This window comes from Polaromonas sp. P1_H6 (genome assembly GCF_056405195.1).
This window is the reverse complement of the sequence record NZ_JBFUCN010000023.1, coordinates 15806-37601: the sequence shown is the minus strand read 5'-3', so window position 1 is coordinate 37601 and position 21796 is coordinate 15806. Positions and strand designations below refer to the sequence as shown.

The 21796-nt window shown below is 65.0% G+C and carries 17 protein-coding genes; 2 read left to right on the top strand and 15 right to left on the bottom strand.

Annotated features, from left to right (window positions below):
* The first annotated feature begins 15 nt into the window (after positions 1-15).
* Complete coding sequence (locus AC1D1F_RS18970; protein WP_477700798.1) at positions 16-918, top strand: carbohydrate kinase family protein; 903 nt, start codon at positions 16-18, stop codon at positions 916-918.
* Between the two features lie 16 nt (positions 919-934).
* Here AC1D1F_RS18970 and AC1D1F_RS18965 read toward each other — a convergent pair whose 3' ends face one another.
* From AC1D1F_RS18965 to AC1D1F_RS18925, 9 genes are all read right to left on the bottom strand, one after another.
* Complete coding sequence (locus tag AC1D1F_RS18965; RefSeq protein ID WP_477679244.1) at positions 935-1294, bottom strand: DUF167 domain-containing protein; 360 nt, start codon at positions 1292-1294, stop codon at positions 935-937.
* Positions 1295-1396: 102 nt separating this feature from the next.
* Positions 1397-1876, bottom strand: coding sequence for a histone H1-like DNA-binding protein (locus AC1D1F_RS18960; protein ID WP_477695994.1), 480 nt, complete (start codon positions 1874-1876; stop codon positions 1397-1399).
* Positions 1877-2072: 196 nt separating this feature from the next.
* The gene (locus AC1D1F_RS18955) at positions 2073-3299 is read right to left on the bottom strand and encodes a ribonucleotide-diphosphate reductase subunit beta (protein ID WP_477679242.1); all 1227 of its coding nucleotides are present in this window, start codon (positions 3297-3299) and stop codon (positions 2073-2075) included.
* A 131-nt stretch (positions 3300-3430) separates the two neighbouring features.
* A complete protein-coding gene (locus AC1D1F_RS18950; protein WP_477695993.1) occupies positions 3431-6340 on the bottom strand; it encodes a ribonucleoside-diphosphate reductase subunit alpha in 2910 nt (969 codons plus the stop codon).
* Between the two features lie 442 nt (positions 6341-6782).
* Positions 6783-7385, bottom strand: a complete 603-nt coding sequence (gene ampD / locus AC1D1F_RS18945; protein WP_477677285.1) for a 1,6-anhydro-N-acetylmuramyl-L-alanine amidase AmpD — start codon at positions 7383-7385, stop codon at positions 6783-6785.
* Positions 7372-8829 carry a sigma-54-dependent transcriptional regulator gene (locus AC1D1F_RS18940; protein ID WP_477677286.1) on the bottom strand — a complete coding sequence of 486 codons (1458 nt, stop codon included), beginning with the start codon at positions 8827-8829 and terminating at the stop codon, positions 7372-7374. Before AC1D1F_RS18940 ends, ampD begins: the two co-directional genes overlap by 14 nt.
* Positions 8830-8833: 4 nt before the next feature.
* A complete protein-coding gene (locus AC1D1F_RS18935; RefSeq protein ID WP_477695992.1) occupies positions 8834-10552 on the bottom strand; it encodes a sensor histidine kinase in 1719 nt (572 codons plus the stop codon).
* Positions 10553-10795 carry a PP0621 family protein gene (locus AC1D1F_RS18930; RefSeq protein ID WP_477677288.1) on the bottom strand — a complete coding sequence of 81 codons (243 nt, stop codon included), beginning with the start codon at positions 10793-10795 and terminating at the stop codon, positions 10553-10555. It abuts the gene before it with no gap.
* Entirely contained in the window at positions 10792-11592 is an 801-nt protein-coding gene (locus tag AC1D1F_RS18925; RefSeq protein WP_477653014.1) for a cytochrome C assembly family protein, read from the bottom strand. Before AC1D1F_RS18925 ends, AC1D1F_RS18930 begins: the two co-directional genes overlap by 4 nt.
* A 103-nt stretch (positions 11593-11695) precedes the next feature.
* Between AC1D1F_RS18925 and ffh the strand changes: the two genes are divergently transcribed.
* On the top strand, positions 11696-13054 hold the full coding sequence (ffh, locus tag AC1D1F_RS18920; RefSeq protein WP_477695991.1) for a signal recognition particle protein: 1359 nt from the start codon (positions 11696-11698) through the stop codon (positions 13052-13054).
* Positions 13055-13112: 58 nt separating this feature from the next.
* Here ffh and mdoH read toward each other — a convergent pair whose 3' ends face one another.
* The 6 genes from mdoH to miaB all read right to left on the bottom strand — a co-directional run bounded on the left by mdoH (position 13113) and on the right by miaB (position 21762).
* Complete coding sequence (gene mdoH / locus AC1D1F_RS18915; RefSeq protein WP_477677290.1) at positions 13113-15113, bottom strand: glucans biosynthesis glucosyltransferase MdoH; 2001 nt, start codon at positions 15111-15113, stop codon at positions 13113-13115.
* Entirely contained in the window at positions 15089-16690 is a 1602-nt protein-coding gene (locus AC1D1F_RS18910; RefSeq protein WP_477695990.1) for a glucan biosynthesis protein G, read from the bottom strand. The genes mdoH and AC1D1F_RS18910 overlap by 25 nt, the downstream gene beginning before the upstream one ends.
* 243 nt (positions 16691-16933) lie before the next feature.
* On the bottom strand, positions 16934-18298 hold the full coding sequence (locus AC1D1F_RS18905; protein WP_477696011.1) for a sigma 54-interacting transcriptional regulator: 1365 nt from the start codon (positions 18296-18298) through the stop codon (positions 16934-16936).
* Positions 18298-18981, bottom strand: a complete 684-nt coding sequence (locus tag AC1D1F_RS18900; protein WP_477678498.1) for a hypothetical protein — start codon at positions 18979-18981, stop codon at positions 18298-18300. Before AC1D1F_RS18900 ends, AC1D1F_RS18905 begins: the two co-directional genes overlap by 1 nt.
* Positions 18965-20386 carry a sensor histidine kinase gene (locus tag AC1D1F_RS18895; protein ID WP_477678500.1) on the bottom strand — a complete coding sequence of 474 codons (1422 nt, stop codon included), beginning with the start codon at positions 20384-20386 and terminating at the stop codon, positions 18965-18967. The genes AC1D1F_RS18900 and AC1D1F_RS18895 overlap by 17 nt, the downstream gene beginning before the upstream one ends.
* Positions 20387-20418: 32 nt before the next feature.
* Complete coding sequence (gene miaB / locus AC1D1F_RS18890) at positions 20419-21762, bottom strand: tRNA (N6-isopentenyl adenosine(37)-C2)-methylthiotransferase MiaB (RefSeq protein ID WP_477695989.1); 1344 nt, start codon at positions 21760-21762, stop codon at positions 20419-20421.
* Between the last annotated feature and the right edge of the window lie 34 nt (positions 21763-21796).

Sequence of the window (21796 nt, the reverse complement as noted above, 5' to 3'; positions counted from 1 at the left end):
GAAACGAGAAAATCAATGTCCGCTGTTATCTGTGGTTCCCTGGCGTTTGACACCATCATGAGCTTTGAGGGGCGCTTTTCCGAGCAGATCCTGCCCGACCAGCTGCACATCCTCAACGTGTCTTTCCTGGTGCCGGCGCTGCGCCGCGAATTCGGCGGCTGCGCCGGCAACATCGCCTACAGCCTGCGGCAGCTGGGCGGCACGGCACTGCCGATGGCGACGGTCGGCAGCGACGGCGCAGAGTATGTGGAGCGCATGACTGCCCTGGGCATCAGCACCGAGTTCGTGCGCCAGGTCGGCGACACCTATACCGCGCAGGCCATGATCATGACCGACCGCGACAATAACCAGATCACGGCGTTTCACCCCGGCGCGATGATGCAGGCCCACGTGACGCGCATCGCGGCGCGCGGCGACATCAAGCTGGGCATTATTTCGCCCGATGGGCGCGACGCCATGCTGCAGCATGCCGAGCAGTTCAAGGCGGCCGGCATCCCCTTTGTGTTCGACCCGGGCCAGGGCCTGCCCATGTTCGACGGCAAGGAGCTCTCGCATTTCGTCGAGCTGGCCACCTGGGTCACGGTCAACGACTACGAAGCCAAAATGCTCTGCGACCGCACCGGCCTGTCCTGCGCCGAATTGTCCCGGCGCGTGCAGGGCCTGGTGGTGACGCTGGGCGCCGAAGGCTGCGAAGTCTGGATTGACGGCGAGAAAACCCTGGTGCCGCCCGTGAAGGCCGAGGCCGTGGTGGACCCGACCGGTTGCGGCGACGCCTTTCGCGGGGCACTGCTGTTCGGCCTGGAGCAGGGCTGGCCGCTGGCGCGTTGCGCCGCGCTGGGCAACCGGGTTGGCGCACTGAAGATCGCGACGCGCGGCGGCCAGAACTACACGCTGACGGCTGCCCAGATCGCGGGCTGAACCTCGCCTCTTCTCATCAACCAGGCGAGCCATCCTCGCCCGCCGCTTTCACCAAGACATCCCATGCGGCCCGGCCGGCCGCCGCAGCGCTCACGCGCAGCTGCTTGCGCCTGGAGGCCTCTCCGCGCACCAGCGTGACTGCTTGCTGCGGAACGTCCAGGCAGCCGGCCAGCCATTTCACAAGCGCCTGGTTGGCCTTGCCGTCCACCGGTGGCGCCTGCAGCCGCAGGCGAAGTGCCTGCCGGCCGGCTTCGCCGTGCAGGCCTGCCGCCTGGGTTCTGGCGGCATTTGGCACCACGTGCACATCGACCAGCACATCGCCGTTCTTTTCCGTCCGCAGAAAAGCAAGGTCAGGCGGTGGTGTGGGCGGGGTCATGGTTGAGCAGGGCAGGCAATCGGGTGGATGAGGGAGTGGGCCGGGCATGAAAAAAGCCCGACATCTTTCGATATCGGGCTCTAAGCAGAATTACCTTACTGCTTACGGCTTGCTGGCTGTCGGAAACGGCCAGGCCGCTTGCGGGTTCAGAGTCGTCTGAGCCGCAGGCGCAGCCGCGGCAGCGGGCGCCTTGGCAGCAGGTTTTTTCGCGGCTTTCTTCGCAGCGGGCTTTTTCGCTGCTTTCTTGGCGGCAGGCTTCTTCGCAGCGGCTTTCTTGGCCGCTGGTTTCTTCGCTACCTTCTTCGCGGCCTTCTTGGCTGCCGGCTTTTTCGCTGCGGCTTTCTTCGCCGCTGGCTTCTTGGCCGCTACCTTCTTGGCCGCTACCTTCTTGGCTGCTGGCTTTTTCGCTGGCGATTTTTTCGCAGCTGGCTTTTTGGCCGCTACTTTTTTCGCTGGAGCTTTTTTAGCCGGAGCTTTTTTCGCTGCTGCTTTTTTCGCAGGAGCCTTCTTAGCCGCTACTTTTTTCGCAGGGGCTTTCTTCGGAGCAGCTTTTTTAGCCGCAGTTTTTTTCGCAGTTGCCATAGTTTTCTCCTTGATCACGTTGCAAAGAGCACTTCACGGTTGGAGTACGTAAAGCGATTCACGGCGTTGGGCCCCGGATAAACCGGTCCCAGCGCCGCGAACACAGGAGCAAAGCCCAACGCGCACTCTGCGGTGCTGTCATTGGTCATTGCAATTCTAGAAATCATTGTCGGCTTGTGTTGCGCGTCTTGTTCAATCAATCCCAGGAAAGGGCACCACCGGACTGGTACTCGATCACGCGGGTTTCAAAGAAATTGCGTTCTTTTTTCAGGTCGATCATTTCGCTCATCCACGGGAATGGATTCTCCTCGTTGGGGAAGAGAGTTTCAAGTCCGATCTGCGTGGCGCGGCGATTGGCGATGTAGCGCAGGTAACCCTTGAACATGGAGGCGTTGAGGCCGAGCACGCCGCGCGGCATGGTGTCTTCGGCGTAGCGGTATTCCAGTTCGACGGCTTTCATGAACAGGGCCTTGATCTCGGCCTTGAACTCCGCCGTCCAGAGATGGGGGTTCTCGAGCTTGAGCTGGTTGATCAGGTCGATGCCGAAATTGCAGTGCATGGACTCGTCGCGCAGGATGTACTGGTATTGTTCTGCGGCGCCGGTCATCTTGTTCTGGCGGCCCAGGGCAAGGATCTGGGTGAAACCGACGTAGAAGAACAGGCCTTCCATCAGGCAGGCGAAGACGATCAGCGACTTGAGCAGGGTCTGGTCGGCTTCGGTGGTGCCGGTCTTGAAGTGCGGGTCGGAGATGACTTCAATGAAAGGGATCAGGAACTGGTCCTTGTCCTTGATGGACTGGACTTCGTTATAGGCATTGAAGATCTCGGCTTCATCCAGGCCCAGCGACTCGGTGATGTACTGGTAGGCGTGGGTGTGGATGGCTTCTTCAAAAGCCTGGCGCAGCAGGAACTGGCGGCACTCGGGCGCCGTGATGTGGCGGTAGGTGCCCAGCACGATGTTGTTGGCGGCCAGCGAGTCGGCAGTCACGAAGAAACCCAGGTTGCGCTTGACCAGGCGGCGTTCGTCCTCGGTCAGGCCGTTCGGGTCTTTCCAGAGGGCGATGTCGCGCGTCATGTTCACTTCCTGCGGCATCCAGTGGTTGGCGCAGGTGGCGAGGTATTTTTCCCAGGCCCATTTGTACTTGAACGGCACCAGCTGGTTGACGTCGGTCTGGCCGTTGATGATGCGTTTGTCGGAAGCCTTGACGCGCTGTGCCTTGGCGGGTTCTGCGGAGACAGGAGCCGAAGGGGCTGCGGCTTGTGCCGGTGTGAAGGCACCGTCGTTGAGCATGCGCACTTGCGCCTGGGGTTGCTCGGCGGCGTTAAAAGAAAGAGGCGGAAGTTCCATCGAGCGGCCTTCGGGCGAGCCGCTGTTCTGAGATGTTTGCAACGATGGTTTGACTTCTTCGTCCCAGGTCAACATAGAGGTTTCCAATACTGTGGGATTATGAAAGCAGCGATACAAAATGAAAAGTGTTCATTCACATCGCTACAAAATTGTGTTGCTCATATACATCGAATCGCGGGGCCGGGCGGTCCCGCGATTCAATGCTTTTATTGGCAGGCCTCGCATCCCGGATCGTCGATCGCGCAGAACTTGATGTCGGTGGCAGGCGTTGCATTCATCTGTGCCTGTGCTGCTGCGGCGGCCGTTTCGAGCGCGCTCATACCGCCGGCGGCGGGTGCGGAGCCGGACGACACCGAGTTCATCTTGCCCGCGGTCACGGTCGATTTCTCGGCGTGCGTCGCGCTCTGCGTGCGCAGGTAATAGGTGGTCTTCAGGCCACGCAGCCAGGCGAGCTTATAGGTGTCGTCGAGCTTCTTGCCCGAAGCGCCCGCCATATAGATATTGAGCGATTGCGCCTGGTCTATCCATTTCTGGCGGCGAGCCGCCGCTTCGACGATCCAGGAGGTCTCGATTTCAAATGCCGTGGCGTACAGCGACTTGACGTCCTGCGGCACGCGGTCGATGGGGCGCAGCGAACCGTCAAAGTGCTTGAGGTCCACCACCATCACGTCGTCCCACAGGTTCAGGCGCTTGAGGTCGCGCACCAGGTAGTGGTTGATGACCGTGAATTCACCGGACAGGTTGGATTTGACCGAGAGGTTGCCGAAGCAGGGCTCGATGCAGGCATCCACGCCGATGATGTTGGAGATGGTGGCGGTCGGGGCGATGGCGACGCAGTTGGAGTTGCGCATGCCGTCCTGGGCGATCTTTTTGCGCAGGGCGTCCCAGTCCAGCGTAGCGGAACGGTCGACTTCGATATAGCCGCCGCGCTGCTCGGCCAGCATGTCCAGCGTGTCCAGCGGCAGGATGCCCTTGTCCCAGAGCGAGCCCTTGTAGCTGGCGTACTTGCCGCGTTCCTTGGCCAGTTCGGTGGAAGCCCAGTAGGCGTGGTAGCAGACGGCTTCCATGGACTTGTCGGCGAATTCGACGGCTTCCTGGGAGGCGTAAGGCACGCGCAGCTCGTACAGGCAGTCCTGGAAGCCCATGATGCCCAGGCCCACGGGGCGGTGGCGCATGTTGGAGTCGCGGGCCTTCTTGACGGCGTAGTAATTGATGTCGATCACGTTGTCCAGCATGCGCATGGCCGTGGTGATGGTCTTCTTGAGCTTCTCGTGGTCGACCGCGCCGTCCTTCAGGTGCTGGACGAGGTTGACCGAGCCCAGGTTGCAGACGGCGGTTTCGGTGTCGCTGGTGTTGAGCGTGATCTCGGTGCACAGGTTGGATGAGTGCACGACGCCGGTGTGCTGCTGCGGCGAGCGCACATTGCAGGCGTCCTTGAAGGTGATCCAGGGGTGGCCGGTCTCAAACAGCATCGAGAGCATCTTGCGCCACATGTCGGTGGCCTGCAGCTTGCGGGACGGCTTGATCTCGCCGCGCTCGGCCTTGGCTTCGTAGGCGACGTAGATCTTTTCGAAGTCCTTGCCGAACTTGTCGTGCAGGTCGGGCGTGTCGGACGGCGAGAACAGGGTCCAGCTGCCTTTTTCCATCACGCGGCGCATGAATAGGTCGGGAATCCAGTTGGCGGTGTTCATGTCGTGCGTGCGGCGGCGGTCGTCGCCGGTGTTCTTGCGCAGTTCCAGGAACTCTTCGATGTCCAGGTGCCAGGTCTCCAGGTAGGCGCAGACGGCGCCCTTGCGCTTGCCGCCCTGGTTGACGGCAACGGCGGTGTCGTTGACGACCTTCAGGAAAGGCACGACGCCTTGCGATTCGCCGTTGGTGCCCTTGATGTGGGCTCCCAGGGCGCGCACGGGCGTCCAGTCATTGCCCAGGCCGCCGGCAAACTTGGAAAGCAGGGCGTTTTCCTTGATGGCGTCGTAGATGCCGCCAAGGTCGTCGGCGACCGTGGTCAGGTAGCAGGACGACAGCTGCGAACGCAGGGTGCCGGCGTTGAACAGGGTGGGCGTGCTCGACATGAAGTCGAAGGACGACAGGATCTCGTAGAACTCGATGGCGCGCTCTTCGCGGTTGATCTCGTTGAGCGACAGGCCCATGGCCACGCGCATGAAGAAAGCCTGGGGCAGTTCGATGCGCTGCTTGCGCACGTGCAGGAAGTAGCGGTCAAACAGGGTCTGCAGGCCGAGGTAGTCGAATTTCAGGTCTCGCTCGGGTTTGAGCGCGGCGCCCAGGCGGGCCAGGTCGAACTGCTGCAGCTTTTCGTCGAGCAGCTCGTTCTGCACGCCCTTGGCGATGAATTGCGGGAAGTATTCGGCATAGCGGACGGCCATGTCTTCCTGGTTGACTTCCTCGCCCAGCACTTCGCGGCGGATGGTGTGCATCAGCAGGCGCGCGGTGGCGTAGGTGTAGTCGGGGTCTTTTTCAATCAGGGTGCGCGCAGCCAGGATGGACGCTTTGTAGACCTCGTCGATGGGAACGCCGTCGTAGAGGTTGCGCATGGTTTCCGCAACGATGGGGTCTGGCTTGACGTCGGCGCCCAGGTCGGCGCAAGAGGCCTCGATCAGCGCCTGCAGGTTGCGGATGTCCAGGGCGACGCGGTTGCCGCGGTCGGTGACGTGGATCAGGGGCGCTGCGGGCGCCTGGGTTTGCGGCTGGCGGGCGCGTTCCTGCGTGCGCTTTTCGCGGTACAGCACGTAGGCGCGGGCGATCTCGTGGTGGCCGCCGCGCATCAGGCCAAGTTCGACCTGGTCCTGCACGTCTTCTATATGAAAGGTGCCGCCGCCCGGGCGCGAACGCATCAGGGCGCGGATCACCGCCTGGGTCAGGCCGTCGACGGTTTCGCGAACACTCGCGGACGCCGCACCCTGCGTGCCGTGAACGGCCAGGAAGGCCTTCATCATGGCCACGGCGATCTTGTTGGGCTCGAAGGGCACCACGCCGCCGTTGCGGCGAATGATCTGGTAGTGGGCGAGGGGATTGGGCTGGGTGTTGGTATCGCTGGCGGCCGGATTGCCGGCGGCAACGCTGGACGTTGCGGGCACTGCGTGCTGTGCTGTTTGCATGACTTCCTCTTTGCTTTGTTTTATGACTGGCTTGATGTGCTGTTGCGGGCAACCGTTTTGGCGGAAGGTGTTCAAAAAGCATGAACCAATTCCTCGCCGCCGGGGCCCGAATTACATCAAACTGAATTAGGGCTTAGACACTATACCTAGGGTATGGGGGGAATACAAGCCACTACAGGTAGTGTATCGCCGACTGAATGGATCGTTACGTTTTGTGGCTTTTTCCGCCCCGTTTTGGACGGCTGCGCGACGCTCTCAATTTCGTGCCGCTCATCTTCGGCAAAGCCTGATTCCATCAGGCTTGCGCGGCCCCGGCAACGCTGCGGCGCGCCTCGTCGCGGGCTTTCGCCCGCCAACACAAGCCCATGTTAGCGCGGTAAAAATACCGTGAAATTTCCGGATGCAAAGCGCACCACTGCGGTGTGGTTTTGTACGCGTGAGGCTAGGTGGTCTCGGGAAAATACCTAGCCGGCAAGGCCAGCGAGTCTTGCAGCAGGGGCCAGTCAAAACCCGGACCGGGGTCTTGCTTGCGGCCGGGCGCGATGTGTTCGTGTCCCGCGATGTGGGCAATGGGATAGGCCTGGAGCAGCGAGGCGCAGAGGCCAGCCAGGGTTTCGTACTGGGGCGTTTCGAAGGCGCCGCCTTCCAGGCCCTCAAGCTCGATGCCGATGGAATCGTCGTTGCAGTTGCCGCGCCCGCGGTAGTTCGAATCCCCGGCATGCCAGGCCCGGTCGCCGCAGCCGACGAACTGCCACAAGGCGCCGGAGCGGGCAATGAAGAAATGCGACGACACCTGCAGGCCGCGTATGCCCTGGAAGTAAGCGTGGGCTTCCCAATCGAGCTGGTTGGTGAAGAGGCGCTGCACGTTGCCGTTGCCGAATTCGCCGGGCGGCAGGCTGATGGAGTGGATGACGACGAGGTCGATCAGCGCGTCCTCTGGCCGCGGCCCGAAATTGGGCGAGGCCAGCGCGCGCGCATAGCGGTACCAGCCGTTCCGCCACAGGGGCTGCGGGGTGCCGGCGCCCCGGCCTTCAGGCGGGGTCATCGGCGGCGTCGAGTTCATCGGCGGGGTCTTCGCTGCCCGGTGTCACGATGTTCAGGCGCGCAATGCGGTAGCGGATCTGGCGCAGGCTCAGTCCCAGCCTGGCGGCGGCCGCGGTGCGATTGAAGCCGTTTTCCAGCAGCACTTTCGTGAGGATGCTGCGCTCCTGCCTGTCCAGGTAGTCCTGCAGGTTTTCCGGAACGGCGACCTGCTCTTCGGCCGGCGCGTCGAAATGCAGTTCGCTGCCGTCGCCGAGCGCCACCGCGCGGTGCAGGGTGTTTTCCAGTTCCCTGACGTTGCCGTTGAAAGGCAGGGCGCGCAGCTGTCCCATCACAGCATCGGTCAGCTCGGGTACCGGGAAGCCGGACTCATGGCAAATTCTGGCCAGCAGGGCTTTGCACAGGGCCGGCAGGTCTTCCCGGCGCTCGCGCAGGGCGGGCACGTGAATCTCGATCACATTGAGCCGGTAATAAAGATCCTGGCGGAAAGTCCCGGCCTGGACTTCGGCGACCAGGTCCTTGTGGGTGGCGCTGACGATGCGCACGTCCACCGAGTCCTCTTGCGCGGAGCCCAGCGGCCGCACGGTGCGCTCCTGGATGGCCCGCAGGAGCTTGGACTGCATGGCCAGGGGCAAGTCGCCGATTTCGTCGAGAAAGAGGGTCCCGCCCTTGGCCGCCTGGAAGTAGCCCTGCCGGTCCTGCGCCGAGCCGGTGTAGGCGCCCTTGCGCGCGCCGAAGAACTCCGCTTCCAGGAGGTTCTCAGGGATGGCGCTGCAATTGACCGCCACGAACGGGCCCGCCGCGCGGTGGCTGCAGCCGTGAACGGCGCGCGCGACCAATTCCTTGCCGGTGCCCGACTCGCCCTGGATCAGCACCGGGGCCATGCTGCCGGCCACTTTGACGATGCGCGACTTGACAGCGCGCATGACGGCCGATTCACCGACCAGCTTTTGCAAAATCAGCGGGGCTTCGGCGGCCACCGGCAGGGGCAGCGACAAGGGCGTGATGCCGGAATCCGGTGCGACGCGCCCGGTTTTGTCGGTGGCCGGCGCTGCTTGCCTGGCGCCCTGCACGGCCGATGCCACCACGCTGCGGAACTGTTTGAGGTCGACCGGCTTGGTGAGGTAGTCGAAGGCGCCGGCCTTGAGGGCCTCGACCGCGTTTTCGGCGGAGCCGTGCGCCGTGATGACGACGCAGCGTTCGCTGCGTTGCTGGCTCACCATGTCGCGCAGCAGTTCCAGGCCCAGGCCGTCCGGCAGGCGCATGTCGGTGATCACCGCATCGAAGCGGTTTTCACTGAGCTGCTGGCGGGCCTGCAGCAAATCGCCGGCGGCCTCCACCCGGTAGCCCTCCCTGAGCAGGGTCAGCTCGTACAGGGTTCGCAGGTCCGGCTCGTCGTCGATGACGAGGATGCGGGCTTGCTGGGGAACGGGGTTTTGCATGCTCATGGTGTCAGGTGGGCATTGTGGCAAAAGACGGCGCGGAGATGTTCGGGGATTGCGCGGAGGGCGCGAACATCACGAAAAATTCGTTGCCCTCGGTGCCTTCGCGCTGCACGCGCTGGTAGCCGATCATGGCGCCGTAGCGTTCGCACAGTTCACGGCAGATATACAGGCCCAGCCCGCTGGACCGGCTTTCCGACGAAAAGAAGGGTTCGAACAGGTGGCTTTGCACGGTCTGCTCCAGGGGCTGGCCGTCGCTCCAGACGGACAGGCGCGACTGCCCCGGCGCCACGGCCTGGGTCGCGACTTCGATCGCCCCTGCGGAGTCGCTGGCGTAGCGCAAGGCGTTGTCCAGCAGGTTGATCATCAGGCGCCGCAAATGCTCGGGCTCAAAAATCACGACGGCGTTGTCCGAGTCCGCCGTGATGCGTGTGCGCCCGGACGCCGCTGTCTGCTCCGCCCAGTCGGATGTGATCTTCCGGACGGTGTCGTCCAGCGGCAATGTGGTGGTCTGCGGCGAAGGCAGCTGCGCCTGGGCGCGCGAAATATTCAGCACCTCGTCCACGATACGGGCCAGGCGCTGGGCGTTTTGCCTGACCATGGCGGTGAGCCGGCGCTGCCCCGGGTCCTGCAGGTCTTCTTCGAGCAGGGCGTTGGCCTGCGAAATGGCGGCCAGCGGGTTGCGGATTTCATGGGCCACCGCGGCCGACATGCGGCCCATGGCCGCCATTTTTTCGGTCCGCACGCGCGCTTCCATTTCACGCAGGTCTTCCAGGAACATCACGCACAGGCTCTCATGCGAGCCGTTCGGCGAAGCGGCCAGGCGCGTGCGCACGTGCAGCCGCCGGGTGTGGCCGCCCGCGTTGTCCAGGCTGACGTCGGCTTCCTGCGGCGATTGCGCCGCGAAGGTGCGGTGCGTCAGTTCGGCAAGAGGCTGCCAGGCGGCTTCCGTGGCCAGGATGAAGGGGGCGCTGCGCACGGTATCGTCGGCCGCCAACAGGCGCCGTGAGGCCGGATTGGCCGAGCGCACGATGCCGTTGACGTCGACCACCAGCACGCCGTCAGCCAGTGCTTCGATCACCAGTTCATTCACCTGCGTTTGCATGCGCGCGGCGGACTGGCTGCGTTTGGCCAGTTGCTCTTCTCTGGCCAGGCGCAGGGCCAGGTGGTTGGCGAGCAGCGCGACGAGAAAGAAGCCGGAGCCGCTCAGGCCTGATTGCAGGAAACGCGCGTTGGCGTCGCCCAGGCCCTGCAGCGAGTTCCACCAGGCGTCGGCCAGCAGCAGCAGCGTCACGCTGGCGGCTGTGCCAAAGGCCAGCAATATCGGGCCCAGGATGGAGGCCAGCAGCACCGGCAGCGCGAACAACGGGGTGTAATTGATGCCACCGGACTGCAGGAAGTTCAGCGCCGAGAAGGCGATGACGTCCACGCCGATGGTGAGCACCCATTGCGCGTCAAAGGTGCTGCCGGGCGGCCGGGGCCGCGACCAGAGCCGCACCGCCAGTGTGGCGCACAGATAGGCGATACAGGTCGCGATGGACCAGCGGTTGGTGGTGTTGCCCAGGGCATAAATGAATGCCTGCAGGATGACCAGCACGGCAGCGATGGCGACGCGTGCGGTCATGAAAACATGCCAGAGGCGGCCGAATGAGCCCGGCCCGGCCGTGATTTCCCAGCCGCCTGAGCCCTTGTCGCCGCCTGTTTCAAACCAGTGGGACGGCGTGCTCATTTAACCTTCCGTCTGGCGCCGGTGCGCGTCGCTGCAGTAAATGCCTTTGTTGCCGATCAACGCTTCCGTTTTCGGCAAATGCACGCCGCAAACTTCGCAGGCGACGATTTCAGTGATGGCCGCTCCCGGTCTTTGCGGGGCTGGCGGACGGGCGGGCGCCGCATCACGGCGTTCCGTTTCACGGTTGTGCCGCCAGATCCAGAACACCACCAGCACCAGGGCCATGACCAGCAGGTATTTCATGCCCGCCTCAGGATGACTTCAAGCACAAAGCGCGAACCGGCATAGCCCAGCAGCAGCAGGCCGGAACCCAGGTACAGCACATGGACCGCCTTGCGGCCGCGCCAGCCCAGGCGCGCGCGGCCGATCAGCAGGCCGGCGAAGGTCAGCCAGGCCAGGACCGAGAACACGGTTTTGTGGTTCCATTTCCAGGCCAGGCCCGGCCCGTACAGGGTTTCGGCGAACAGCCAGCCCACGAACAAGGTGGCCGACAGCAGCACGAAGCCGGCCTCCACGAAGCGGAAGGTCAGGCGCTCCAGCGTCAGCAGGGGCACGCCGGCGTCGGTTTGCGCGGCCAGCCGGATGGAGCGTTCGGAGCGCGTCATGAGCCAGCCGTGCACCACCGCCGCGGCAAACAGCCCATACGACGCAATGCCCAGGGCCCAGTGCAGCGGCAGCCAGGGCGAGGCGATGGCATGGTAAGTGGTGCCTGGAAAAATGGCGGCGAGGATGACCGCGACGCTGCCCAGCCCCGCCAGCGCCCAATGGGCCTGCATCTGTGGGAAGAGGCGGCTTTCGACCGCGTACACCGTCAGCACCAGCCAGACGGTCATGGACAGCGCGGGCGCAAAACCGAAGCGGGCCGGCTCGCCGAGCAGTCCGTCGGCCAGCGCCAGCGCGTGCAGCAGCCAGGCGGCCAGCAGCATGCCGCGTATGGTGCCGGCACCCAGGCGCGGCGTGGCCAGCGCCAGCACGGCATAGGCGACGGCGGCGCCGGCTGCCGCGGCAAGACCCCACCAGTCGCTCAAAGCTAAAATCATGGCTAGAGTTTAGCCTTTACTGCTTTCGCGGCGGCTTTCCCCGCCGGCCCCAACGCAGCCCTTCCTTCCTCACCTAACTGCCCCACGCCCGTGGCGCCTTCCCATGGCTTCAGCCCTTACCGACAAGTTATCCCGCCTCGTCAAGGAAATGCGAGGCCAGGCCCGCATCACCGAATCCAATGTGCAGGACATGCTGCGGGAGGTGCGCATGGCGCTGCTGGAGGCCGATGTGGCCTTGCCGGTGGTGCGCGACTTCATCGCCCGGGTCAAGGAAAAAGCGCTGGGCCAGGAGGTGATGGGCTCGCTCTCGCCGGGCCAGGCGCTGGTCGGCATCGTCAACCGCGAACTCGCCGCCACCATGGGCGAAGGCGTGAGCGACATCAACCTGGCGGCCCAGCCGCCGGCGGTCATCCTGATGGCCGGCCTGCAGGGCGCGGGTAAAACCACCACGACGGCCAAGCTGGCCAAGCACCTGATCGAAAAGCGCAAGAAGAAGGTGCTGACGGTCTCGGGTGACGTCTACCGCCCCGCGGCCATCGAACAGCTCAAGACAGTCACCAAACAGGCCGGCGCCGAATGGTTTCCCAGCACGCCCGACCAGAAACCGGCCGACATCGCCCGCGCCGCCATCGACTACGCCCGCAGGCATTTCTTCGACGTGCTGCTGGTCGACACGGCCGGCCGCCTGGCGATTGACGAAGCCCTGATGGCGGAAATCAAGGAGCTGCATGCCATCCTGAACCCGGTCGAAACCCTGTTCGTCGTCGACGCCATGCAGGGCCAGGACGCGGTCAACACCGCCAAGGCCTTCAAGGAAGCGCTGCCGCTGACCGGCATCATCCTGACCAAGACCGACGGCGATTCGCGCGGCGGCGCGGCGCTCAGCGTGCGCCAGATCACCGGCGCGCCCATCAAGTTCTCCGGCACCAGCGAGAAGATCGACGGCCTGGAGGTGTTCGACGCCGAACGCCATGCCGGCCGCATCCTGGGCATGGGTGACATCGTGGCGCTGGTCGAGCAGGTGGCTGCCGGCGTGGACATGGCGTCCGCCCAGAAGCTCGCCGCCAAGATCAAGTCGGGCGACGCCTTTGACCTCAATGACTTCCTGGGCCAGCTGCAGCAGATGAAGAACATGGGCGGCCTGTCCAGCCTGCTGGACAAGCTGCCGGCCCAGATGAGCGCCAAGGCCGGCCAGGTCGACATGGACAAGGCCGAGAGAGACATCAAGCGCAAGGAAGGCATCATCCAGAGCATGACGCCGCTGGAGCGCCGCAAGCCCGAACTCATCAAGGCCACGCGCAAGCGCCGCATCGCCGCCGGTTCAGGCGTGCACGTTCAGGAAGTCAACCGCCTGCTCAACGAATTCGAGCAGATGCAGGGCATGATGAAAAAGATGAAGGGCAGCGGCATGATGAAGATGATGAAGCGCATGGGGGGAATGAAAGGCATGCCGAAATTCTGATTTCGCTTCCCCATGAAAAAAGCCGCTCAAAGCGGCTTTTTTCATGGGCGTTCCGGACTCAGACCGTATTCAGCAGCGGCTTGGCCAGCCGGCTGGCATGCAGCCAGGCGCGGCGCAGCACCGCCGGTGAACGGGTTTCTTCCGGAATCAGCAGGTAGTTTTGCGCGCGCAGTGCCGTGCCCACGCCGACCTTGCTGGTCAGCACCGTCATCGGGATGGACAGCAGCAGCGGCAGGCCCACCGGGATCAGCCAGACCAGCGCGCGCGCGTCGATCACGGCGATGCCGACGGCCAGCAGCGCGATCACGCCGGACATGGGCGCCAGCTGCGCCAGCGCGTGGCGCCAGGGCACGGAGGCCGCTTCCCGCGGGGGCGACTTCCATTCGAGCTTCAGGCCGGTCAGCGCCACCACCACGAACAGCGAGTGCGCCAGCATGCGGATGGGCGCCTGCAGCAGGGCGATCAGGGTTTCCAGCAGCGCGCTGCGCAGCAGGCTGGCGGTGCCGCCGTAGGACTGCTGCTGGCGGTTGATCAGCACGGCGGCAATGCCCAGGATGCGCGGCAGGAACAGCATGCACAGGGTCCAGGCCCACAGCGACATCAGCTCACCGGGCAACAGGGTCCAGTCGGCGATCATGGGCGAGCCGGACAGCCACAGCGCGGTGCCCAGGGTCAGGAAGCACAGCCACAGCGGCGCCGACAGGTAGGCCATGGCGCCGGTGCCGAACATCGAGCGGTGCACCGGGTGTATGCCCGGCTCGGCGATCAGGCGTGAGTTCTGCAGGTTGCCCTGGCACCAGCGGCGGTCGCGCTGCAGTTCGGCCAGCAGGTCGGGCGGCTGTTGCTCGTAGCTGCCGACCAGGTCGCCCACCAGCCAGACGTGGTAGCCGGCGCGGCGCATCAGCGCGGCCTCGACAAAATCATGCGACATGATGCTGCCGGCCATGCCGCCGGTGCCCGGGATATGGGCCAGCGCGCAATGTTTCATGAAGGGCTCGATCCTGATGATGGCGTTGTGGCCCCAGTAGTGGGACTCGCCCATCTGCCAGAACTGCATGCCCAGCGTGAACAGGCGGCCCGTCACGCGCGAGGCGAACTGCTGCGCGCGCGCATGCAGCGTCACGTGGCCTATGGCCTGGGTGGCGGTCTGGATGATGCCGGCCCTGGGGTTGGCTTCCATCAGCTTGACCATGGAAACCAGGCAGTCGCCGCTCATCACGCTGTCGGCGTCCAGCACCACCATGTAGCGGTAGTCCTTGCCCCAGCGGCGGCAGAAGTCGGCGACGTTGCCGGCCTTGCGGTCGGTGCGGCGTTTGCGCAGGCGGTAGTAGACCTCGATCTGCGGCTGGTCCGGATGGCCGGCCAGCTGGGTGCGCAGGTCTTCCCAGGCGGCGCGCTCGGCCTTGATGATGGCCGGGTTGTTGCTGTCAGACAGCACGAACACGTCGAAGCTCTGCACATGGCCGGTCATCGCGACCGACTCGCAGGTGGCGCGCAAGCCGGCGAACACGGTGCGCACGTCTTCATTACAGATGGGCATGATGATGGCGGTGCGGGTGGATGCATCCAACGGAACATGCTGGACTTTTTTGGCCGACAGCGCGTGCTTGTCGCCGTAGATCGTCACGTAAAAACCCATCATCGCGGTCATGAAGCCGGTCACCACCCAGGCCGACAGCAGCGCGAACAGGCTGATCTGGCCGTACTGCAGCCAGGCGTTGTCGTAGTCGGGTTGCATGTCGGCGAAGATGCTGGTCGCCAGCACCGTGCTGACCAGCGTAAGCAGCAGGAACACCGCGCGGCGGCGCCTGGCCGCGCGCTGCCAGGGCTCAGGCCGTGCGGCGGGCAGCGGGCGCAAGGGCGCCGCGCCGCCGGCCTTGAACATAGACACCAGCGGCAGCAAAAGCGCTGTCGCCATGCTGTTCCAGAAGCCGCGCCAGGGGCGCGGCGCCATGGAGCCGCGGTTCAACGGCGGCGCCGTGACCGAATTCGGATGACGTTCCTCGCGCAGCAGGCTGCGCGCGCCGGACGGTATCAGGGTGTGATCAGGTTGGTCCATGTTTCGCTCACGGTGTGGTTGTCATGTTTGAGAAAAGCGCGCAGCTCAACCGGCTGGGCCGGGTTCAGCCGCTGCAGGCGTAGCGTCATGCGCCATGCGCCGGTGACGGGGTTTTTGTAAGCCAGGCTTTCCAGCACGCGGCCGTTGGCATCGGCGCTGGCAATCGCTTCGACCTTGGCGTCCTCGGGCAGGGCGTCCAGTACCGGGCCGGCAAAGTCGACGACGAACTGGACCTGGCCTGTGAGGTCGGTGCCGGGTTTTGAAAAGCCGAAACCGCGGCGCGATTGCGTGGCCCAGCCGTTGGGCGGCAGTTGCTGGTTCTTGCCCTGCCAGCTGATTTGCCAGGCGATGTCCAGCGATTGCCCGGGGGCCGGCATTTTTTCGGGAACCCAGTAGGCCGCCACGTTGTCGTGCGTCTCGTCGGGCGTGTTGAATTGCAGCAACTCGACGCGGCCCGGGCCCCAGTCGCCGACAGGCGTGACCCAGGCGCTGGGCCGCAGTTCATAGCGGGCTTCGGTGTCTTCGTAGCTGGCGAAGCTGCGGTCGCGCTGCATCAGGCCGAAGCCCTTGAGCGACTTCATGCCGAAGGAGGTGGTCACCGTGGCTGACGGGTTCTGTAGCGGCCGCCACAGCCATTCACCGTCGCCGGTGGCCATCATCAGGCCGTCGGAGTCGTGCACCTCGGGGCGGAAGTCGCCGGGCCGGGGCTGGTTTTCGCCGGCGAAAAACATGCTGGTCAGCGGGGCGATACCCAGGGTGGCCACCGGCGCGCTGTTGCTGCTGGTGGCGGCCGGGCGCATGAAAATGCGCGCCTGAACTTTGGTGGTGCTCTGCTCGCCGGGCGTGATGTCGAAGCGGTAGGCGCCCGTCATGCGCTCTGAATCCATCAGCGCGTAGACCGTCAGCTGTTTCGCGTCGGCGGCGGGTTTTTCAAGCCAGAAATCGGTGAAACGCGGAAACTCTTCCTTGCCGCCGCCCACCGTGTCCACCGCCAGGCCGCGCGCCGACAGGCCGTAGCGCTGGCCGCTGCCCAGGGCCCGGAAATACGTGGCGCCGGTGAACACCACCAGCTCGTCCTTGTAGGTAGGCGAATTGAGGTTGCTGAAAAAACGCACGCCGCCGTGGCCCAGGTCGCCCCAGGTCTGGGGTGACAATTTGTTTTTACCGAAATTGAATGTGCTCGGGTCGTAAGGCAGGGGCTTCACGCCCGCTGTCGTGATTTCGTGAATGCGCACCGAATCGCCGTGCCGGCCGACATGGAAAAAGTTCGCTTCGTAAGGCAGTTTGTCGGCGCGCCATAGCGTGCTGGCCGCGTTGAAACGGATGTCCCGGTAGTCGTCGTAGCCCATCTTGGCGAGCTCGGCGGGCACGGCGTGGGAAGCCTCGCGCCAAGGCGTTTGCGAGCGCTGGCGCGCCTTGGCGGCCACATCGTCGAGGCCGAAGGCCTGCGCCTGGCCCGCTGCGAGCGTCAAGACTGCCAGGCTTGCGTACGCCGCAATTCGTGCCCGCAGGCGCAAGTTGGCGCTGCGCTTGAGGCCCACAGAGGCGTCAAAAAAAGGCAGGAAAAAAGCTGGCATGCCATGACTAGGGCAAACCCTGTGCCAGCTTGAAAAAACTGTTTTAAATCAATGGGTTAGGTGTGATGCCTGACTTAACAAAATGTAATCCGGCCCAGAAGCGCCAGGAATCGCTGTTTTTGTCGCCAATCAGCGACAGGATCTGCGAGTGCTTTGATTAAATCGTTTTAAATCAAGGGTTTATGCCTGTCGCTGGCCGGCGACGGCACGCAACGGCAAGGCGACAGTTCAGGGGCTCAGGGGCTAAGCCTTGAAGTGACCCGGCGTGAGCCCGTGTTTTTGCATCAGGCGGTAAAACTCGGTGCGGTTGCGGTCCGCCAGTCGTGCCGCGTCGGCCACGTTGCCGTCTGTCAATTTGAGCAGGCCCACCAGGTAGTCGCGCTCGAAATGCTGTTTGGCTTCGGCAAACGTCAGCACCTGCACGCTGGGCGAGCGCAGCGCGCGCTGCACCAGGGCCAGCGGCACCAGCGGCGTGGTCGACAGCGCGCAGACCTGCTCCACCACGTTGAAGAGCTGCCGCACGTTGCCGGGCCAGGCGGCGGTGCTCAGGGCCTTGAGGGCTTCGGGCGCGAAGCCGCTCAGGCGCTTGTCGTATTTGGCGGCCAGCTTCAGCAGGAAGTGGTTGGCCAGCAGGGGAATATCCTCGCGGCGCTCCGACAGCGGCGGCAGGGTCAGCGTGACGACGTTGAGCCGGTAATAAAGGTCGGCGCGGAACTGGCCCTCGGCCATGGCGGCGTCCAGGTCGCGGTGGGTGGCCGAGATGATGCGGACATCCACGGGAATCGACTGGCTGGAGCCCAGCGGCCGCACCACGCGTTCCTGCAGCACGCGCAGCAGCTTGATCTGCAGGGCGGGCGGCATGTCACCAATTTCGTCGAGCAGCAGCGTGCCGCCGTCGGCCGCCTGGAACAGCCCCTTGTGATTGGCCACCGCGTCGGTGAAGGCGCCCTTGACGTGGCCGAACAGCTCGGACTCGAGCAGGGCCTCGGGGATGGCGCCGCAGTTCACCGCGACAAAGGGCTTGCCGGCGCGCGGGCTGGCCTGGTGGATGGCCTGGGCCAGCAGTTCCTTGCCGGTGCCGCTCTCGCCGCGCAGCAGCACGCTGGCGTCGGACTGCGCCACCATGCGCGCCTCGGCCAGCGCCTCGGCCATGCGGCTGGAGCGGCTGATGATCTGGCTTTGCCAGGCTTCAGGGCCGCCGCGCCTCGCCGGGGTGGCGGGCGCGCTCAAAGCCAGGGCCTGGGCGATCTTGTCGAGCAGGCCCTTGCCGTCAAACGGCTTGGTGAGGTAGGTGAACACGCCGCGCTCGGTAGCTTCCACGGCGTCGGGAATGGTGCCGTGCGCGGTCAGCAGGATCACCGGCAGGGAAGGGTGTTGCTTGCGGATGTCGTCGAACAGCGCCAGGCCGTCCCGGCCGGGCAGGCGCACGTCGCTGAGCACCAGCTGCGGCCGCTCGATGTGGAGCTGGGTCAGTGCCGCTTCGGCCGAGGCGACGGCCGTGACGCGGTAGCCCGCCGCGGTGAGTCGCATGGTGAGCAGGCGCAGCATGTCCGCATCGTCGTCCACGACGAGCAGGTGGGGCGAAATGGCGCTGGCGGTGTCGCTCATCATGGGGCGGCGCGGGGCCGGCTGGCGGCGGGTGCGGAGGCGGGCGCCACGGGCGGGCGGCTCGTCAGGCTGCGTTCTATGGCCTTGAGCGCTTCCAGCCGCTCGTTGGTTTGGTCCAGCCGGCGCTGCACGTCGCGCAGTTGCTGGTTCTGCTTGTCAAGCTGCTCTTCAAGGCGGCGCTGTTCGGCATAGCGCGACGCCAGCAAGCGGGCCAGCGGGTGCAATGGCTGGGCGTCGGCGTTGCCCAGCACGCGGGCCAGCAACTCCTGGGCGCGTATCAGTTCGGGCAGCTGGCGCAGCTGGCTCAGCACCAGCGACAGCTGGATCTGGGCCTCGGGACTGGCGGCGTCGCCCAGCCGCGCGGCTTCCTGCGTGAGTTCGGCCGGCGGCATGACACGCACGCGCTCCGCGTACGCCAGCATGCGCAGCGTCATGCCGCTGGCGAACACCACCGCCTCGGGGAGCGGCGCGGCGGGTTGGCTGGCGCTGGGCCGCGCGGCCTGGGCGGCGGAGACCCCGGCCCGCGCCGCCTGGACGGCCGCGGTGTCGGTGCCGCGCTCAGGGGTGTGGCCGCCGCTGCTGCATGCGGTCAGCAGGGCCGATGCCAGCAGGGCCGGCAGCAGGCCGCAGCCGGCAAGGTGGGCCGCGAGCCGTGGGGGGAGGGAATCAGTACTTGGATGCATGGGGAAGCTCTATTCTGAAGTGTGCACCAGGTTGGTCGGGCATCAGGCTGATGCTTCCGCCGTGTGCGGCAATGTATTCGTGGACGATGGACAGGCCGATGCCGCTGCCGCGAACCACGTCGGCCGGCTGACGCTCGCCGCGGTAAAAGGGCTCGAAAATCCGCTCCCGGTCGGCTTGCGCGACGCCCACGCCCTGGTCGTGGATATCGATGCGCACAAACCCCCGCAGCGGGCTGAGTTCGAGACGGATCTGGCCTTTGGCCGGCGAATAGCGGATGGCGTTGGACAGCAGGTTGGCGACCGCGGTGCCGATTTTCTCGGCGTCTATTTCCATCACCAGCGATTCGCCCACGACGGTGACCGCCAGTTCGCGCGCGCGCCACTGCAGGCGTTGCGCATAGACCTGCTCTTCCATGAGCTGCAGCAAGTCCACGCTTTGCCGGTGCAACTGGCGCGCCTCGAAGGCCGCGGTGTTGAAGCGCAGCAGGTCCTCGATCTGGCTTTGCAGCACGCCGGTGTTGTGTTTCAGGATTTGCGCGATCTCGCGCTGGTCGTTGCTCAGCTCGCCGGCCACGCCGTCTTCCAGCAGCGACACGCCCTCGCGCAGCGAGGCCAGCGGCGTCTTGAGCTCGTGCGAGATGTGGCGCAGAAAGCGCGATTTGTCGGCGTCCAGTTCGACCAGGCGCAGCCGCAGCCAGTTCAGCCGCTGCCCGACCAGCGCCAGGTCGGCCGGTCCCTGGATGGCGATCACCTGGTCGAGCCGGTTTTCACCCAGGCCCACGATGGCGTTTTCCAGGCGCCGAAGCGGCAGGGTGAACCACACGCCGAAGGCCAGCGCCATGGCGACGGCCAGCACGATGGCCCAGGTCACCTGCTGCGCCAGTCGCTGGCGGCTGGCCTCCAGCTTTCCTTCGAGCGACTTGTTGCGCTGCTGGATGGCTTGCTGCACCTGCACCGCGATGGCGGCGTTGATGCCTTCCAGCTCACGGAACTCCTGCGCCAGTTGGCGCTCGCGGTCCAGCGCCGTATCGGGCGGGCCGGTCAGCAGGCCGGCGATCGTCTGTAGATGGGTGCGCCATTGGCGGGCCCTGACGACGGGAATGTCCTCGCGGGCCAGGGTCGCCAGGATGTCGCCGGCTTCCCGCAGTTCTTCGGAAAAGCGCTCCCTGAGCACCCGGTCGTCGAGCACCACCGACTGCCGCGAGGTGCGCTCCATAGACACGCTGCGTTCGCTGAGCGATTGCGCCGCGCCGCTGAGTTCCAGCGCACGGGCGGCGTTGTCGCGGCTTTGCAGCGAAAGGTCTTCCAGGGTGAACAGCGCGCGCAGCGAGGCGGCGCCCAGCAGGGCGGCGATCAGCAGGAAAGCGATCACCAGCAATTGCCGGAACGAAAATCGTTGCAGCATGCGCGTGGAGTACCTGAGCAAGGGCGGCGGCCTCAGGCCGCGACGGCGACGTCCCGCGTCAGGACTTCGCCGCGCAGCGAGCGCTGCGTGGCCTGGGTGATGGTGATGTCCAGCATCTGGCCGATCAGCCGGGGCTGGCCCTTGAAGTTGACCACGCGGTTGCATTCCGTGCGGCCCATGAGTTCGGTCGGGTCCTTGCGCGAGGCGCCCTCGACCAGGATGCGCTGCACCGTGCCCTGGCGGCTGGCGCTGATGGCGCGCACGCTGTCGTCGATGGTGGCCTGCAGATGCTGCAGCCGCCGCAGCTTGACCTCGTGCGGCGTGTCGTCATGCAGCGCGGCGGCCGGCGTGCCGGGGCGCGGGCTGTAGATGAAGCTGAAGGAGGTGTCGTAGCCGATCTCGTCGATCAGCTTCATCAGCTTGTTGAAGTCGTCCTCGGTTTCACCGGGGAAGCCCACGATGAAATCGCTGCTCATGGCCAGGTCCGGGCGGATGGCGCGCAGCTTGCGCACGGTGCTCTTGTATTCCATGGCGGTGTAGCCGCGCTTCATCGCCATCAGGATGCGGTCGGAGCCGTGCTGCACCGGCAGGTGCAGGTGGTTCACCAGCTTGGGCAGTTTCGCGTAGGCGTCGATCAGGCTCTGGGTGAACTCGTTGGGGTGGCTGGTGATGTAGCGGATGCGCTCAATGCCCGGAATGTCGGACACGTATTCGAGCAGCGTCGCGAAATCGGCGATCTCGGCGGTACCGCCCATGGGCCCGCGGTAGGCGTTGACGTTCTGCCCGAGCAGGGTGACTTCCTTGACGCCCTGGTCGGCCAGGCCGGCGACCTCGACCAGCACGTCCTCGAAGGGGCGAGAGACCTCCTCGCCGCGGGTGTAGGGCACCACGCAGTAGCTGCAGTACTTCGAGCAGCCTTCCATGATGCTCACGAAAGCGCTGGCGCCTTCGACACGCGCCGGCGGCAAATGGTCGAATTTTTCGATCTCGGGGAAGCTGATGTCGACCTGCGGCTTGCCCAGGCGCGCCCGGCTGGCCAGCAACTGCGGCAGGCGGTGCAGGGTTTGCGGGCCGAAAACCACGTCCACGTAAGGCGCGCGCTGGATGATGGCCGCGCCTTCCTGGCTGGCCACGCAGCCGCCCACGCCGATCAGCACGCCTTTTTCCTTGAGGTGCTTGACGCGGCCCAGGTCGCTGAAGACTTTTTCCTGGGCTTTTTCACGCACGGAGCAGGTGTTGAACAGGATCAGGTCGGCCTGTTCCATGTCCTGCGTGGGCTCGTAGCCCTCGGCCGCGTGGAGCACGTCGGACATCTTGTCCGAGTCGTACTCGTTCATCTGGCAACCAAAGGTTTTGATAAAGACTTTTTTACTCATGATCTGCTGGCGGTTAGCGATTAGCGATTGGCCA